This is a genomic window from Ralstonia sp. OTU4908 (assembly GCF_038440115.1).
GTDB classification, from domain to species: Bacteria; Pseudomonadota; Gammaproteobacteria; order Burkholderiales; family Burkholderiaceae; genus Ralstonia; species Ralstonia pickettii.
In genome coordinates this window covers 19626-35877 of sequence record NZ_JASATD010000023.1, presented here as the reverse complement: position 1 = coordinate 35877, position 16252 = coordinate 19626, and the positions used below count along the sequence as shown (strand labels likewise).

The 16252-nt window shown below is 65.7% G+C and carries 14 protein-coding genes and 1 tRNA gene; 6 read left to right on the top strand and 9 right to left on the bottom strand.

Translation table 11 applies throughout. The features are described 5' to 3' along the window. Positions 1-16: 16 nt before the first annotated feature. The gene (locus AAHM38_RS18130; RefSeq protein ID WP_009239699.1) at positions 17-430 is read right to left on the bottom strand and encodes a surface-adhesin E family protein; all 414 of its coding nucleotides are present in this window, start codon (positions 428-430) and stop codon (positions 17-19) included. Between the two features lie 174 nt (positions 431-604). Further along, positions 605-1501 (bottom strand): c-type cytochrome, encoded by an 897-nt coding sequence (locus AAHM38_RS18125; protein ID WP_015855805.1) that lies wholly within the window; start codon positions 1499-1501, stop codon positions 605-607. 381 nt (positions 1502-1882) lie between these two features. Between AAHM38_RS18125 and AAHM38_RS18120 the strand changes: the two genes are divergently transcribed. From AAHM38_RS18120 to kdpE, 4 genes are all read left to right on the top strand, one after another. Further along, a tRNA-Arg gene (locus AAHM38_RS18120) sits at positions 1883-1958 on the top strand. Between the two features lie 167 nt (positions 1959-2125). Beyond that, positions 2126-3193 carry a histidinol-phosphate transaminase gene (gene hisC / locus AAHM38_RS18115; protein WP_015855806.1) on the top strand — a complete coding sequence of 356 codons (1068 nt, stop codon included), beginning with the start codon at positions 2126-2128 and terminating at the stop codon, positions 3191-3193. 325 nt (positions 3194-3518) lie between these two features. Then, positions 3519-3830, top strand: a complete 312-nt coding sequence (locus tag AAHM38_RS18110) for a high-potential iron-sulfur protein (RefSeq protein WP_004628878.1) — start codon at positions 3519-3521, stop codon at positions 3828-3830. Between the two features lie 68 nt (positions 3831-3898). After that, positions 3899-4603, top strand: coding sequence for a two-component system response regulator KdpE (gene kdpE, locus AAHM38_RS18105; RefSeq protein ID WP_009277253.1), 705 nt, complete (start codon positions 3899-3901; stop codon positions 4601-4603). Between the two features lie 6 nt (positions 4604-4609). Here the strand turns inward: kdpE and AAHM38_RS18100 are convergent, their stop codons facing one another. After that, positions 4610-5608 carry a Bug family tripartite tricarboxylate transporter substrate binding protein gene (locus AAHM38_RS18100; RefSeq protein WP_015855807.1) on the bottom strand — a complete coding sequence of 333 codons (999 nt, stop codon included), beginning with the start codon at positions 5606-5608 and terminating at the stop codon, positions 4610-4612. A 145-nt stretch (positions 5609-5753) separates the two neighbouring features. Further along, entirely contained in the window at positions 5754-6884 is a 1131-nt protein-coding gene (locus AAHM38_RS18095; RefSeq protein WP_004628872.1) for a porin, read from the bottom strand. 497 nt (positions 6885-7381) lie between these two features. On the opposite strand from AAHM38_RS18095, the gene AAHM38_RS18090 reads away from it, so the two are divergent. Continuing rightward, positions 7382-7666 (top strand): hypothetical protein, encoded by a 285-nt coding sequence (locus AAHM38_RS18090; RefSeq protein WP_009239694.1) that lies wholly within the window; start codon positions 7382-7384, stop codon positions 7664-7666. Positions 7667-7807: 141 nt separating this feature from the next. Here AAHM38_RS18090 and AAHM38_RS18085 read toward each other — a convergent pair whose 3' ends face one another. The 4 genes from AAHM38_RS18085 to AAHM38_RS18070 all read right to left on the bottom strand — a co-directional run bounded on the left by AAHM38_RS18085 (position 7808) and on the right by AAHM38_RS18070 (position 13248). Continuing rightward, complete coding sequence (locus tag AAHM38_RS18085; protein ID WP_015855808.1) at positions 7808-10006, bottom strand: xanthine dehydrogenase family protein molybdopterin-binding subunit; 2199 nt, start codon at positions 10004-10006, stop codon at positions 7808-7810. Next, positions 10003-11025, bottom strand: a complete 1023-nt coding sequence (locus AAHM38_RS18080; RefSeq protein WP_015855809.1) for an FAD binding domain-containing protein — start codon at positions 11023-11025, stop codon at positions 10003-10005. The genes AAHM38_RS18085 and AAHM38_RS18080 overlap by 4 nt, the downstream gene beginning before the upstream one ends. 9 nt (positions 11026-11034) lie before the next feature. After that, a complete protein-coding gene (locus tag AAHM38_RS18075) occupies positions 11035-11775 on the bottom strand; it encodes a 2Fe-2S iron-sulfur cluster-binding protein (protein ID WP_015855810.1) in 741 nt (246 codons plus the stop codon). Positions 11776-11937: 162 nt separating this feature from the next. Then, a complete protein-coding gene (locus AAHM38_RS18070; RefSeq protein WP_015855811.1) occupies positions 11938-13248 on the bottom strand; it encodes a M20/M25/M40 family metallo-hydrolase in 1311 nt (436 codons plus the stop codon). A 183-nt stretch (positions 13249-13431) separates the two neighbouring features. Between AAHM38_RS18070 and AAHM38_RS18065 the strand changes: the two genes are divergently transcribed. Further along, a complete protein-coding gene (locus AAHM38_RS18065) occupies positions 13432-14226 on the top strand; it encodes a DUF1835 domain-containing protein (protein WP_015855812.1) in 795 nt (264 codons plus the stop codon). Between the two features lie 79 nt (positions 14227-14305). Here AAHM38_RS18065 and kefC read toward each other — a convergent pair whose 3' ends face one another. Beyond that, positions 14306-16246 carry a glutathione-regulated potassium-efflux system protein KefC gene (kefC, locus tag AAHM38_RS18060; protein WP_015855813.1) on the bottom strand — a complete coding sequence of 647 codons (1941 nt, stop codon included), beginning with the start codon at positions 16244-16246 and terminating at the stop codon, positions 14306-14308. Positions 16247-16252: the final 6 nt, after the last annotated feature.

Below are 16252 nucleotides of genomic sequence, written 5' to 3'. Positions count from 1 at the left end.
CGTCATCGTCAGCGCACTACTTTTGGCACACGGCGCGCAGGATCGCCTCCCCCTCTGAGCGCGGCACGACGGCCTCCCAGCGCGGGCCGTCGATGGTCTTGGTGAGCACCGTGCCGTGCTGGCTGTCCTGGATCAGCGCACTGACCGGCAGGATTCGCCCCTCCTTGCAGTCGTAGACGGACGTACGCGTATCGTATTGATACGCCTTGCCGTCCGACAGCTTGCGCGGCGCGTCATAGGCGTCGCGCGTGGTGGCGCGCACGGTGCCATCCGCGTTGCGCTCGATGGAGTCTTTGTCCAGATAGAGCGAGCCGCTGTTGTTCGCCAGCGGGGCCAGCTTGACCCAGTTGTCGGCCGCCATGGCTGTCGAGCCACCCATTGCCAGCGCAGCCGCCACCCAGTAGATCAGCGTGGTTCGTTCCGTTCGCATCGCAACCTCCGTTTGCCTCATTGCACAGACGTATGCGCGGCGCAGCAGCATGGCTGCATCGTTCTCCGCACATCAAAAAATGCATAGCAAACGGCGTGCCGCGCGCGTGACAGTGCTGCGGCAGGCAACGAAAAAGCCCGCTCGAGGCGGGCTTCTTCTGGAATGCAGAGCGGCTTACTTGGCAGCAGCGGCCATGTAGTCGACGGCGGCTTTCACATCGTCGTTAGAGCCGGCGTAAGTGCCCTTGGGCGGCATCGCGCCCTTGCCGTGCAGCGCGGAGTCATACAACTTGGCCTTGCCTTGGGCAATCCGCGGCGCCCAGGCGGCCTTGTCGCCAAACTTCGGCGCGCCAGCCACACCGGCGGCGTGGCACATCTGGCAAGTCGACTCGTAGACCTTCTTGCCAACTTCGCCCGCCGAGGCTTGCGGTGCGGCGGCTGCAGCCGGCGCGGCCGGTGCTGCCGCAGCAGGTGCCGGCGCAGCAGCGGCCGGAGCCTGTGCAGCCGCCGGGGCCGATGCTTCCGGTGCAGCCGCTTGAGCCGGTACTGCGCCCGCGCCGGCCGGGGCGGCCGGTTCCTGCAGCTTCCCACCGGCCGAGTTGGCCATGTAGACGATGGCCCGCTCGATTTCGTAATCGCTCACGTCATCCGGCGACGTGCCACCACGCGCCGGCATACCGCCCTTGCCGGCCAGTGCCACCTTCGTCAGGCCATCGAGTCCCTGCGACAGGCGCGGGCCCCAGCTTGCCGCATCGCCAAACTTCGGCGCCCCGGCCACGCCTGCTGCGTGGCAGGTCGCGCAGACTTCCTTGTAGAGCTGCTCGCCGGTCTTGAAAACGCGCGGTGCGTTCGGGTCTTTCAGTTCGAGCTGCGCAACGGGCTTGATGCGATCGTTGACGGCCTCTTCCGACATGCCGGAACCGCCTGCGCCTTCCCGGGCGCCCAGGCCAACGTAATTGGCCAGCAGGATGATGATGAGGATGGGAACGGCAAAGGCGGCGATGACCGCGATGATCAGCTGCTTGGGGGTCTTGATCAGAGGCTCGTGTTCGTCGTGTTGCGCGTCGCTCATGCTCAACTCTCAGGATGGTGGAACCGCTCTTGGAGCCCTCGGAGCGCCGCCGGCAAGGTCACGAGCATCGCCGGCAGTGCGTGGGGGCCGCATTGGATCGCGATGAGGGCAGGAAGACCATGGCGATGCAATCGCCGCGTCGGCCCAGACAGACCTGTCCCCGTCTTTCTTCTGGCAAATAACGCACGATTATATCCGCAATGCTTTGGCCTTTGACACGCGGGACAGCCCTAGGCGCCGCTTTTCGACCTGCGTCAAAAACCCAACGAAACGTTGTAGCAGCAGGCGTCATACCCAGGGGCTCACAGGGCTGCGATGGACGCTTGCGCCCAAATGCGCTATCCTGCGGGGCTTCCTTTTCGGCGCGTTCTGCGCCGATATGCGCCCGTAGCTCAATGGATAGAGTACTGCCCTCCGAAGGCAGGGGTTGCTGGTTCGATCCCAGCCGGGCGCGCCAAACATCAAAGATTAAGCCAAACTTGTACGGTTTCCCTTTCAGAACCGCGCTTCTGCTGGAACGTGCTGTTTGCCTGTTTCCGAACCGTGTCCAGTCCCCCTGCATTTTTTGATTCCTCGATCGCGCTGCGGGCACACTGAAAATCACCACCCATCAGGATTCGAACCGTGAGCCGATATTGGAGCGATATCGTTCAGCAACTTGTGCCCTATGTCCCGGGCGAACAGCCGGCCATCGCGCGGCCCATCAAGCTGAACACCAACGAGAACCCGTACCCGCCGTCGCCGCGCGTGGTGGCCGCGATCGCTGCAGAGCTGGGAGAGACGGGCGACAGCCTGCGCCGTTATCCCGATCCGCTCTCGCGCCGGCTGCGCGAGACGGTCGCCGCGCAGGTCGGCCTCAAGCCGGAACAGGTTTTTGCCGGCAACGGGTCGGACGAAGTGCTGGCGCACGTCTTTCAGGCGCTGCTCAAGCACGACAAGCCGCTGCGCTTTCCCGACATCTCGTACAGCTTCTATCCGACCTACGCGCGGCTGTACGGCGTGCAGCACGAAGTGGTGCCGCTGGCAGACGATTTCTCCATCCGCGCCGATGACTATCTTGGCGACGCAGGCGGCGTACTGTTCCCGAACCCGAACGCTCCGACCGGCCACGCGCTGCCGATGGCAGAGGTCGCGCGGATCGTCGCCGCGAATCCGTCGTCGGTGGTCGTGGTGGATGAGGCCTATGTGGATTTCGGCGCCGAGTCCGCCATTGCGCTCATCGACCGCTATCCCAACCTGCTGGTTGTGCACACGACGTCGAAGTCGCGCTCGCTGGCCGGCATGCGGGTCGGCTTCGCGTTCGGGCACGCGGCGCTCATCGAAGCGCTCAACCGCGTGAAAGATAGCTTCAATTCGTATCCGCTGGACCGCCTTGCGCAGGCGGCGGCCCAAGCGGCTTACGAAGACGATGCGTACTTCCGCACCACGTGCGCGCGCGTGGTGGCAAGCCGCGTGCGACTGACGCAAGCGCTGCAGGCGCTGGGGTTCGAAGTCGTGCCGTCGATGGCGAACTTTGTCTTCGCCCGGCATCCGGTCCACGATGCGGCCACGCTCGCGGCGCGCCTGAAAGAGCAAGCCATCTTCGTGCGCCACTTCAAGCTCGCACGCATCGACCAGCATCTGCGCATCACCGTCGGCACCGACGATGAATGCGACGCATTCTTAAATGCGTTGCGAGGGCTGCTGAAATAAGTACGCGGGCGTCTGCGGCAAATTGCCACCGGGGTCCGCCCGTGGTTCGGTGGACAGCGCCCCGTGCTGATGGCTGCAGGCCTCGCCCACACGGTGCATGCGCGTCAGGGCGCGACGTGGATGGAGGGCCGCGAAAGTCAGCGATTACTGCGCACAGGTATGGGGAACATTGACCGTACGCAGATGCCGGCGGCCAATTGCTGTGCCAGAATGCACGAGCGGGTAAACGGCGCGCCGACGCCGTCCGCTGTCCCCTAGGGCGAGCCTGAGCACTGCGCGGGCGGCACGGGACGCCAGACAACACACTCCCACAAAAGGAATCAGCATGTCCAATCGTCGTCAATTCCTGAAGAGCATCCCCATTGTGGCCGCCGCGGGCGCCGTCATGTCGATGTCGGACCTGGCACTGGCTGCACCGATGGTGGCGGAAACCGATCCGCAAGCCAAGGCACTGGGCTACGTGGCTGACACGACCAAGGCCGACAAGGCCAAGTTCCCGAAGCACACGCCGGATCAGCACTGCGGCAACTGCGCCCTGTACCAAGGCGGTACGGCTGCGCAAGGCGGCTGCCCGCTGTTCGCCGGCAAGGACGTCGCCAACAAGGGCTGGTGCAGCGCCTGGGCGAAGAAGGCCTGAGCGAAGCAGCCTCGCCCCATGAAAAACGGACCCCGCAGGGTCCGTTTTTCATGGGCACTCGCTCTACAATGCCTGCCATGCCGTTCACATTCACACCCACTGTCCTCGTCATCGATGACGAACCGCACATCCGGCGCTTCGTGCGCGCGGCGCTGGAAGAGGAAGGCTGCGAAGTCCACGAAGCCGACCGCGTCGAGCGCGGCCTGATCGAAGCGGGCACGCGTCAGCCGGATGCGGTGATCCTCGATCTCGGTCTGCCCGATGGCGACGGCATGCAGCTGATTCGCGAGTTGCGCACCTGGACGGAAGTGCCGGTGCTCGTGCTTTCGGCCCGCGTGGATGAGCGCGACAAGATCGAAGCGCTGGATGCGGGCGCGGATGATTACCTGACCAAACCCTTCGGCGTGGGCGAACTGGTTGCGCGCCTGCGCGTGCTGTTGCGGCGACATGCCAAGCGCGGCGAAGACGGCGGCAGCGTCATCCGCTTCGGCGAGGTGGAAGTCGACCTGGCGCGCCGCCTGGTCAGCCGCAACGGCGAGGCGGTGCATCTCACCCCCATCGAATACCGGCTGCTGGCGGTGCTGCTCGGCCGCCGCGGCACCGTGATGACGCACCGCGAGCTGCTGCGCGAAGTCTGGGGCCCGGCGCATTCCGACAGCAGCCACTACCTGCGCATCTACATGGGCCATCTGCGCCACAAGTTGGAACGCGATCCGGCGCGGCCCGAACACCTGCTGACCGAAGTCGGCGTGGGGTACCGGTTTACGGCGTAAGCCGGCTCACTGTTCCTTGATGCAGGCGGCGCGCACGATGCGGCCGTTGCTGTCGTATTCCGCGCGGATGGCCGCGGCAAATTGCTCGGCGGTGCCGCCGGCCGGCACCACGGCGGCCTGCGTAAGACGCTCGCGCAGATCGGGCGCAGCCAGCGCCTTGTTGATCTCTGCATTCAACCGGGCAATCACGGGGGCTGGCGTCTTGGCCGGCGCGAACACGCCGAAGGTCGACGCCATATTCGCCTTGGCGTAACCCAGCTCGGTGAAGGTCGGCACATTCGGCAGCGCATCGAGCCGGTGCGGCGCGCCCACCGCGAGCGGGCGCAGCTTGCCGCTCGTGATGTGTTGCATCAGGGTCGGGCCGACGTTGGTCGACATGACTTCAACCTGGCCGCCCAGCGCATCGGTCAGTTGCTGGCCACCGCCCTTGTACGGGATGAGCGTGATATCCACACGCGCCTGCGACTTGATCTGCTCCAGCGCCAGATGCCCCACCGTACCGAGGCCCGATGTCGACCAGCGGATCGAACCTGGCTTGGCCCGCGACTGGCTCAGCATGTCAGCAAAGCTCTTGCCGGTGAACGAAGGCGTGCCCAGCAGGATCATCGGTGCGTACATGACATTGGCCACGGGCGCGATGTCTTTCTGCGGGTCGTACGGCAGCTTGCCGAAATGCGGATTGAGCGTCAGCGGGCTCACCGACGAAAAGCCCAGCGTGTAGCCATCCGGAGCCGCCTTGGCTACGGCGTCCATGCCGATGCTGCCGCCGGCACCGGCCCGGTTTTCCACCACCACCGGCTGGCCCAGTTGCGCCGACAGCTTTTCACCGAGCGCACGCGCCGCGTTGTCGGAAATGCCGCCGGTCGGGTACGCGACGATGATGCGAATCGGCTTGGCCGGATAGTCCTGCGCTTGCACCGGCGCAGCAGCAAGCAACGGCAGACCGGCGCACAGTAGCGCAGCAGAAGCAATCAGACGACGGCGGGCAGTACGTGCGGAAGTCATGGCGCAATGTCGGAGGAAAGAAACGGAAAGAAACATTGTAGGCCGATGCCCAGGCAAGCTCGCCCCGGCGAAGTACAAAAACGGCAGGCAAAAGAAAAGGCGCCCGAAGGCGCCTTTTCCGTTCCCAATCGAGTGACAGCGTCGATTAGAAGATGTGGCGGATACCCACGCCAACGCTCGTCTGGTTCGACTTGCCAACGCCGGTTGCGTTGCCGCCACCCGACAGTTCCGGCAGAGCTGCGTCCTTGACCTTGTTGTAGTCGACCGTGCCATACACTTGCGTGCGCTTGGACAGGGCGTACTCGGCCAGCAGAACACCGGTGTAGCGCTTGCCGTCGTTGCCGGCGGTCAGAGCAGCGTTGTTAATGCTGTCGTAGTAGAACGCGCCCGTCAGAGCCAGGGCCGGGGTGATGTTGTACGTCACGCCCAGGATGCCGACGTGGTCACGACGCTTCGTGGCGCCCGGGGTCAGGCCAGCGCCCGAGGTGGCGTTGCCGTAAATGTTCAGGCCAAAGGCGCTGCCGCCGACGCAGTTTGCCGAGCTGTTCACGCAACCCGTGGCGTCGCTGCTGTCGATGTAGCCTGCGAACAGCTTGGCCGCAGCGATGGTGTAGTTACCACCGATACCCCAAACGGTTTGCTTGTTGCCAGCAATATCCTTGTGCTGCTGTGCGAATGCGCCGATGTAGGCCGGGCCAAATTCATAGGCCACCGTGCCGCCAACGTACGAGTTCTGGCTTGCTGCACCCGGAACTTCGCCAAAGCCGTAGGCCAGGCCGACCGACAGGCCGTTCCACTTGCCTTCGTACTTCAGCATGTTCGATTCACGCAGACCGGTCAGGCCGTAGTACATCCACGAGTTGCCGTCGTAGTTACCCACGCCCAGCGGGTCGAAGTTGCCGCCCGTCGTGAAGCCGAAGTTGTATTGACGGCCCAGGGTGATGGTGCCCAGGTCCTTGTTCGACAGACCCACGAACGACTGACGGTTGAACAACGTACCAGCGCTGCTCATCTTGCCGGTGGCCGAGTTGAAGCCGCTTTCCAGCACGAACAGAGCCTTGGTGCCGCCGCCCAGGTCTTCCGAGCCCTTCAGGCCCCAGCGGCTGTTCGACACAGCGCCGCTTTCCATCTGGGTCACGCTGTTGCCAGCTTGGTTGGCGTTGTTGATGTAGTGAATGCTGGTATCGACAATACCGTACAGCGTCACGCTCGATTGGGCGTAGGCAGAACCTGCGAACAGGGCGCCAACTGCAACCAGAATGGCAGACTTTTTCATGTGGGCTCGTAATAAAAGAGTTGTCTCAAACCGCCCGACCCCGTGTGCATGAGGTTGGGCTCCTCCGTTTCCTTACTTCCGTGTCGGAAGTGCCGCGCAAATTTAACAAAAGCCCATATGCGCGGCAAAGCAATTCACGGAATCGTTCTACCAAGTGTGGTAAGCGCGCATCGCTCTTAATGCACTGCACCAAATCGGCCTATCGCAAGGCTTGCGGGCTGGAGATGCCCTGCTGTGGTGCATCAAAGCCGAGCACGGGCTTTCAACCGATCTCTTGATTAGACAAAAAGGTTGGGGAATGTCCGGAGGCGCTACGCCATTGGCGCGCCTTTGAACGCCGTTCGCGCTGACTTGCATCATTTCGGCGCCGACAACGAACCGTTCGTCGCACCACCGTGGATACGGTATGCCCCCTGACCTAGGCTGTAGACCGTGGCAAGACAGCAAATGACCACGCCTAAAACAGCACCGAAAATCAGTTGAAGAAGGAGTTCGCCATGCGACTCAAGCAGATGGGGTTGGCCGCCATGCTGGCGGTCGGGGCCCTCGCGGCGGGCAGCGCTTGGGCGCAGGCCACGCGCGTGGAAGTGTTCGGGCAGGATGCACGCGCCGAACGGTTCGACGTCTATAGCGACGGTGCCCGCACCGGACGCTTCGACACGTATACCGAGGGCGCGCGCAGCGGCCGCTTCGATCCGTATTCGGACGGCATGCGCAGCGACCCGGCCGGCCGCTCCCGCGAAGCCGGCGGTACTGTCTACGGGTATCCGGTTCCGAATTGATGCGCCCAACGGCATAACGGCATTCGCCGCGTTCGCCGCGTATTGAGCAGTTACGGGCCGGTCTCCAGGCATCCTCCGTTTTCCGCCTCTTGGCCCACTCTGGCCCCGCTGGTGATGCGCCAGCGGGGCTTTTTCATATGCTCAGATGAGCTTGTCGAGCATGATCGGCAATTCGCGCACGCGCCGGCCGGTGGCGTGATAGACGGCATTGGCGATGGCTGCCGGCACGCCCGTGATACCGATTTCGCCGATGCCCTTGGCGCCGAGCGGGTTGATGTGCGGGTCCGCCTCATCGAGCACGAGGATGTCGATGTCGGGCACATCGGCGTTGACGGGCACGTGGTACTCCGCCAGGTTGTTGTTGACGATGCGACCGTAACGCGGGTCCAGCAGACTCTCTTCGAACAGCGCCATGCCCATCCCCCAGACGATGCCGCCCATGAGCTGGCTGCGGCCGGTCTTGGCATTGAGCAACCGCCCCACGCCGTAGCTGCCGACGATGCGCGAGACGCGGACCACGCCCAGATCCGCATCGACATGCACCTCGACAAACACCGCACCGAACGAGTGCATTGAGAACTTCTGCTTTTCCTCGCCCGGCTGCACCTTGGCGGTCACCTCGATGGGACGGCCGTAGCGGGCGACCACGGCAGCCACGGGCTCACGCGCGCCGCTGCGTGCGCTCAGGAAGCCGTCGGCCACGGTGACTTCGTCTGCAGCGAGCCCGTGCAGCGGCGAGTTGGCATCGGCAATGGCAGCGGCAATCAACGCATCGCGCACCCGCGTGCCGGCGGCCTGCACGGCGGGCGAGACGCTGGCGGCGCTCTGCGATCCGCCCGACACCGGCGCCTCGGGCATGCGCGTGTCGCCCAGGCTGAAATGCACACGGTCGACCGGCACGCCCATGGCATCCGCCGCTACCTGCGTCATCACCGTGTAGGTGCCGGTGCCCAGATCCTGCGAGCCCGATTCGACCTGCGCCGTGCCATCCGGCAGGTAGCGCGCGGTGGCGGCCGCTGCGCTGCGGTTTGCGGGGTAGGTGGCCGTGGCCATGCCCCACCCAATACGTGTGTTGCCCTTGCGCATGCTCCCCGGTTGGGGATTGCGACGCGCCCAGCCAAAGCGCTCGGCGCCGGCGCGGTAGCACGCCGCCAGCGATTTGCTCGACCACGGGAGGCGTTTTTCCGGGTCCTGTACCGCATCGTTGCGCAGGCGCAGCTCCACGGGGTCGATGCCGAGCGCGTAGGCCATCTCGTCCAGCGCCACTTCCAGTGCGAACGTACCGGTGGCTTCGCCGGGCGCCCGCATGAACGTCGGCGTGCCGATGTTGAGGCGCGCGAGCCGATGCGTTGTCCGCTGGTGGGGCGTGTCGTAGAGCATGCGGGTCACGACGGCGCAGGGCTCGGTCCAATCTTCGATCATCGACGTGGTGGTCAGCGAGTCGTGAGAGATGGCGGTGAAGCGGCCATCGCTGGCCGCGCCCATGGCGATGCGCTGCTCGGTGCGCGGGCGCCCGCCGACAGGGCCGAACATCTGCGGCCGCTCCAGCACCAGCTTGACGGGCCGCCCCACTTGGCGCGCGGCCATCGCCGCCAGCACCACATGCGACCACACCGAGCCCTTGCAGCCGAACCCGCCGCCCACGAACGGGCACACCACACGGAGTTTGTCAGGCGACAGGCCAAGCGTCTTGGCGACGGTGCGGCGCACACCCGAGACGTACTGCGTGCTGTCGTACAACGTGAGCGAATCGCCCTCCCACACCGCGATGGTCGCGTGGGGCTCCATGGGGTTGTGCGCTTCCATGGGCGTACCGTAGACGGCCTCGATGCGCTGCGCTGCCTGCGCCATGCCGGCAACCACGTCGCCGCGTGTGGTATCGGCCGACTGCCCCTGCACCTTGCCGGGCGAGTGCGCATCGGCGCGGGCGGTTTCGAAATCGAGCCGCGCCGCCTGCTGCGCAACCTCCACGCGCACCATGCGCGCTGCGGCCTGCGCATGTTCCAGCGTGTCGCCCACCACCAGCGCGACGGGCTGGCCGTTGTAATGCACCTGATCGTCCTGCAGCAGCGACAGCACGCGCCCGGCCGGCGGTTCCAGCGCGGGCTTGCCACCGTTGGGCAAGCGCGGTGCGCTCTCATGCGTCATCACCAGCAGCACGCCGGGCATGGCCTGCGCGACATGGGTATCGACCCGCGTGATCCGACCGGCCGGCACGGTGCTCTGCACCAGCACGGCATGCACGAGACGCGGCACCTGGAACTCCGCTGAATAACGCGCCTGGCCCGTGACTTTGAGCAGACCGTCGGTGCGGTCCAGCGGTTGGCCGACGTTGCTCATGCCACACCTCCTGTCGGCTTGGCGGGATTGGCGGGATTGGCCGCGATGGTGAGCGCCCGGGCCACCGCCCGCTGTGCGAGCGGCACCTTGAAGCCGTTGTCGCGCAGCGGCCGGGCGCCCTGCACGGCCAGCGCGCCCGCCTGGGCAAACAACTGCGCATCCACCGCCTGGCCCACCAGCATCTGCTCGGCCGCATGCGCCCGCCACGGCTTGTGCGCGACGCCGCCGAGCACAATGCGCGCCGCCCGAATCGTGCGCCCATCGGTCTGCAAGGCCAGCGCCGCAGCCACCGATACCAGCGCAAACGCATAACTGGCACGGTCGCGCACCTTCAGGTAATGCACGTGCGAGCCGAACACGGGCGGCGGCAGATCGATGGCGACGATCAACTCGCCGGGCCCGAGTGTCGTGTCGATTTCGGGGTGCGCTTCCGGCAGCCGATGGAACGCGTCGATCGGGATACGCCGCTCACCGTGCGCGCCGTGCACCACCACTGTGGCGTCGAGCGCGGCCAAGGCGACAGCCATGTCGGACGGATGCGTCGCCACGCAGGCCTCGCTGGCGCCGAGGATGGCGTGCATGCGATTGAAGCCCTCGCGCGCGGCACAGCCGGAACCGGGCTGCCGCTTGTTGCACGCCGGGTACGCCGTGTCGTAGAAGTAATGGCAACGCGTGCGCTGCATCAGGTTGCCGCCGTTGGTGGCCATGTTGCGCAGCTGCCCCGACGCACCCGAGACAATCGCTTCGCTCAGGAGCGGATAGCGCGAGCGCACCAGCGGATGCGCCGCCGTGTCGGCATTGCGCGCCATCGCGCCCAGGCGCAGGCCACCGTCGGGCAACGCGCGAATCTGCGCCAACGGCAGGCGGCTCACGTCCACCAGCCGCTGCGGTTGCTCGACGCCGCCCTTCATCAGGTCCAGCAGATTCGTCCCCCCGCCGATGTAGCGCGCGCCCGGCTCGTTGCCCAGGCGCACGGCGGCCTCGACGGAAGATGCAAGGTCATAAGCAATCGATTGCATGACGGCTCCTCAGCCAACGTTGCCGGACTTGGCAGCCACCACGCGAATCGCCGCCACGATGTTGGGGTACGCGCCGCAGCGGCAGAGGTTGCCGCTCATGCGCTCGCGTATTTCGTCTTCGGTCAGCGCAACGGCGCCGTCATTGCCGAGCGCCGCGGGCGACGTGACGGCGCTCGGCATGCCGCGGCGCGCCTCTTCCAACACGGCGACAGCCGAGCAAATCTGCCCCGGCGTGCAATAGCCGCACTGGAACGCGTCGTGTTCAAGAAACGCCGCCTGCACCGGATGCAGCGCCGCACGGTCGACCACGCCGTCGTGCGCGTGCGCCAGGCCCTCGATGGTGGTGATGGCCTCGCCTTCGTGCATGATCGCCAGCGTCAGGCAACTGTTGATGCGCCGGCCGTTCACAAGGACGGTGCATGCGCCGCACTGGCCGCGGTCACAACCTTTCTTGGTCCCCGTCAGCCCCAGCACCTCGCGCAGCGCGTCGAGCAAGGTGACACGCGGCTCCAGCGACAGTGCGTACGGCTTGCCATTGATATTGAGCGAGACCGGCCGCGCTGGCGCCAACGCAGCGGGGCGGGCCGCGCCCTGCGCCGGAGGGCGAGCGCCGGCGGACTCATGCGGCAGCGCAAACGCCGATGCCGCGGCCACCGCGCTTTGCAAGAAGCCACGCCGGCTGGGGCGGGCGGGTGATCCATCCGATTCGCGGGAAGGGTCGTTTGGGGCTGCGGAGGGATGTTCGGACATGACGCGCGCTCCACCGGCCGGGCGGCCGTCGCTGGGGACATGCGTCAGGGGAAAGCAAGCGGAATACCCGGCACCCGGGCGGTGGGAAGCCGCGGGACAGCGGCTTCGCGCAGGAGATGTGCTGCGGCGCGTGTAAGGCTTACGCGCCGCGTTGCAGTGCAGTTATTTGGTGAGGCCGACGCGATCGCGCGACACGTCCATGACCATGCGCGTCAGCAGGTACAGGCGCGGCACGATGGAGTTCAGGTCCACATATTCGGCGTCGTTCGAGTGCGCGCCGAAGCTCGCCAGTCCAAAGCGCTCGATCACAGGCGCCTTGGTCTTGGACGCGGCAAACGCGGCATCGGTGCCGCCGCCTTCGGCCTTGTCGTCAATCTCCAGCGTCTTGCCGAGTTCGCCGTAGATCTTCTGGGCGTGCTCGGCCAACGCGCGCGACGCCGGCGTGGCTTCCAGCGGCGGGCGGCGGCGCTCGAACTTGGCTGTGACCTGCGTATCCGGGATCAGTTTGTTCTTGATGCGTTCGTTGACGGTCTCTTCCAGCTTGTCGGCATCGGCGGCGCGCAGCAGACGCACATCGGCCTGCGCGGTGGCGACGGCCGGGATCACGTTGCGGTTCGTGCCTGCCTGCGCCACTGTCCAGTTCACCTTCAGGCCCGTTTCGGGCTTGGACAGATCGCGCATCTGCAGCACCTGGTGCGACAGCTCGTACAGCGCGTTGCGGCCCTGCTCCGGCGCGCCGCCCGCGTGCGAAGCCTTGCCCTTTACATCCAGCAGGATCGCGCCGATGCCGCTGGTGGCCAGCGACAGCTTGTCCGACGTCACGCGCGTGCCTTCGCACGAAAACACGGCGTCCTGCTCGGCGCCCAGCTTGGCCTGTATGGCCCGCGCGCCGGGCGAGCTAATTTCTTCATCGCCGTTGATCAGCACCGTGAGCGTGCCGTATTGCTTGAAATTGACGGCCTGCAGAATCGACACCGTGTGCAGGATGACCGCCACGCCGTTCTTGTCGTCGGCAATGCCCAGACCGTAGGCGCGGTCGCCGTCGATGCGGAACGGCTGCTGCGCGAGCATGCCCTTGAGATACACGGTGTCCATGTGCGCAATCAGCATGATGTTGCGCTTGCCCTCACCCTTGAAGCGCGCCAGCACCATCTTGCCGATCTTCTCGGGCGTGTCCGCCATGCGGTAGGCATGGTCGCTGGGGTCGATCAGCTTGACGTCGCCGCCCATGCCGCGCAGGCGCTCGGCGACCACGCCGGCAATCTTGTCCAGGCCTTCGATGTCCTTGCTGCCCGATTCGATCGAAACCAGCGTCTTCATGGTGTCGATCAGCGCGGGTTTTTCCTGCTGGGCGCGCTTGTAGATTTCTGCGGGCGGCACAGCGGCGGCGTGGCCGGCAGCCAGCGCACCGACCAATGCGACGACGGCGAGCACGGCAGGGCGCAAACCCTTGGGCAACAACGGGGCTCTCATGGATGTTTCCTCACCTGTTCTTAGTTATGGTCTGCAACAAAACGGCGATTTTCTCACGCCAGCCTGAGGATTGCCCGAGGGCTATCCCCCCTTCGGATAGGCACATGACACCGCGCAAAGGAATACTGATAGAGATGCGCAAAACGAAAGCGCGGCGCTGACACTCTCGCTACAATTGCTGCCATGCAATACATCCATGTCGTCAACGGCGATGTTGCCGGCGCCACGCTCAAGCAGGCGCTCGCACAGGCTGGCCGCCCCGATTCCGTAGTCGTGCTGCGCGACGATCTCGCCGTCGGGCCGCTGGTCGACGTCGATAGCGTCGCCATGGCGCGCTCCGGCTTCTGGCAGCGCGTGGCGCCCAACAGCAATATCGACTTCGCCGCCGAGATGCGGGGCGCACTCGCGTCACTCGCCGACCTGCGCGATGCCACCACGGAAGTCGCCATCTGGCACGGCCAAAGCGCATCGGACCAGCTCATGCTGCGCCGGGTGGCGTTCCATCTGCACCAATCGCCCCAACGCATCAATGAAGTCGGCATGGATGTGCGCGAACTTGAGGCGCCCAACGGTCAGGGCCCGCTGACCACCATCGGCATGTATTCGGGCGCCCGGCTGGCGCGGCGGTTTTCGACCATCGCCCCGGTGTCGGTGCTGCGCATCGGCCGCCTGGCCTACGAATGGCAGCAGACCGTGCGCGAGAACGCCGACACGCGGCTGTGGAAGGGCAACACGCTGGTGCCGGTGTCGTACGGCACCGTCGATGAAGTGATCCTGGAGCACGTTCCCACCGACTGGGCCAGCGCACGGGACGTGGTCGGCAGCATCATGGGCGCCATCGACGGGCTGCTCGCCAGCGACTGGTTCGTCTTCTGGCGCTGCCGCGAACTGGTCGGCAACGGGCAGTTGCTGCTGCGCGGCGAGGCCGATTCGCTCAGCACCTGCGAACTGCGTCGCAATGTGAGCGTGGCCGTGTAGGCGCCGCCCGGACCCTGGACCTGCCCCGAGGCGCGCTACACAGCGCTCCTTTTTCTTTGTTCGCGGTCAGCGGCTGAGGTCAGCCGTCTCGGCGCATGCCTGCGCGCGCGGGGCAATCGATCGGGGTGTCCGCGTCGCCACCGTCGACTTCGTTGGCGAGATCGCTATCGGGCTGTGTGCCTTCCACGTCGCTGTGGTCGTCGCCCTCACCCCACGGCATGGCGGATTCGCGCAGGCGCTTGCGCTGGGTGCGATCGCGCTGGAACATTTCCGCCAGTTCGTCGCGCCCCTGCTGCGCGAGCGACACCAGCTTCTTCTGATCGCGGTAGACCGGGTAGACCTGCTCCATTGAATTGAGCGTGTGGCGGCGGAACGTCTGGGCGATGCGGTGCGCTTCGTAAGGCTCCTTCCCCAGCCCCTCCAGTACGCGGCGGCTCAGCATGAGCGAGCCTTCGAACATTTCACGCTCGATCACCTCCACGCCTCGGTCGCGCAACTGGTAGACGTGCGACACGTTGCGCGCCCGCACGTACAGCTTCAGGTGCGGGAAGCGCTCGCGCACGCGGTCGACCACCTCCAGGTTGGTTTCCATGTCGTCGATGGCGACGACCATCATGCTGGCCTTGTCGGCGCCGGCAGTTTCCAGCAGATCCATGCGCGTGGCGTCTCCATAGAAGACCTTGAAGCCGAAGCGGCGCAGCATGTCGATCTGGTCGGGGTCGTGATCGAGCACGGTCGCGCTATAGCCCTGGCTGTAGAGCATGCGGCCGACAATCTGCCCGAAACGCCCGAACCCGGCGATGATGACCTGGTTGTCCTGCGGATCGATGGTGTCGGGCGCGCGTTTCTTGCCGTCCATCATGCGCGGCACCAGCACCTTGTCGTGCAGCAGGAGCAGCAACGGCGTGGCGGCCATCGAGAGTGCCACCACGAGGTTAAGCGCGGCGGCCGTCTCGTCGCCCAGCACGTTGCCGGCCACGCCGGGGCCGAACACCACAAACGCGAACTCACCGCCCTGTGAGAGCAGGAACGCAAAGAGCCACGCCTGCCCACGCGCAATGCCAAAGCGGTTGGCGAGCAGGCGCAGCGCGCCAATCTTGACCGCCAGGAACACTGCAACCAGCCCGATCACAGCCCACGGCTGGCGCATCAGCACGCCAAAGTCGATCGACATGCCCACGGCCAGGAAGAACAGTCCGAGCAGTAGGCCCTTGAACGGCTCGATGTCGGTTTCGAGCGCGTGACGGTATTCGGAATCGGCCAGCAGCACGCCGGCAATGAATGCACCCAGCGCCATCGACAAACCGACGCTGTGCATCAGCAAGGCAATGCCCACCACCAGCAACAGCGAGAACGAGGTGAACATCTCCCGCATGTTGGTGCGGGCAATGGCGCGCAGCACGGGCCGCAGCAGGGTGCGACCGCCAAAGATCACGGCCGCCACCACGCCCACCGCCTTGGCCGCCGCCACCCAGCTATGGCCGCCGGAGGCATCGCCGGCGTCCGTCGCCAACAGCGGCAGCAGCGCGATCATCGGGATGGCCGCAATGTCCTGGAACAGCAGAATGCCGAAACTGGCCGTCCCGGCCGGCGTGCGCATCAAATTACGCTCGGTCAGCGTCGCCAGCGCGATGGCCGTCGACGACAGCGCCAGCCCCAGGCCGGCCACCACACCCGCACGCCAGGGGTGGCCCACCGCCATGACTGCCAGCCCCACGGCCAGCGCGCACACCATGAGCTGCAGCCCGCCGTATCCGAAGATGCTGCGCCGGAGCGACCACAGCCGCGCCGGCTCCAGTTCCAGGCCGATGACAAACATCATTAGCACGACGCCGAATTCGGAGAAATCCAGAATCGACTGCACATTCGTGATGAGCCGCAGGCCCCACGGCCCGACGATCACCCCGGCCAGCAGATACCCGAGCACGGAGCCCAGCCCCAGCCGACGCGCCAGTGGCACTGCCGCCACGGCCGCTGCCAGGTAGATGACGAAATTGACGAGCAGATCGTGCGATTGCATGGGCAA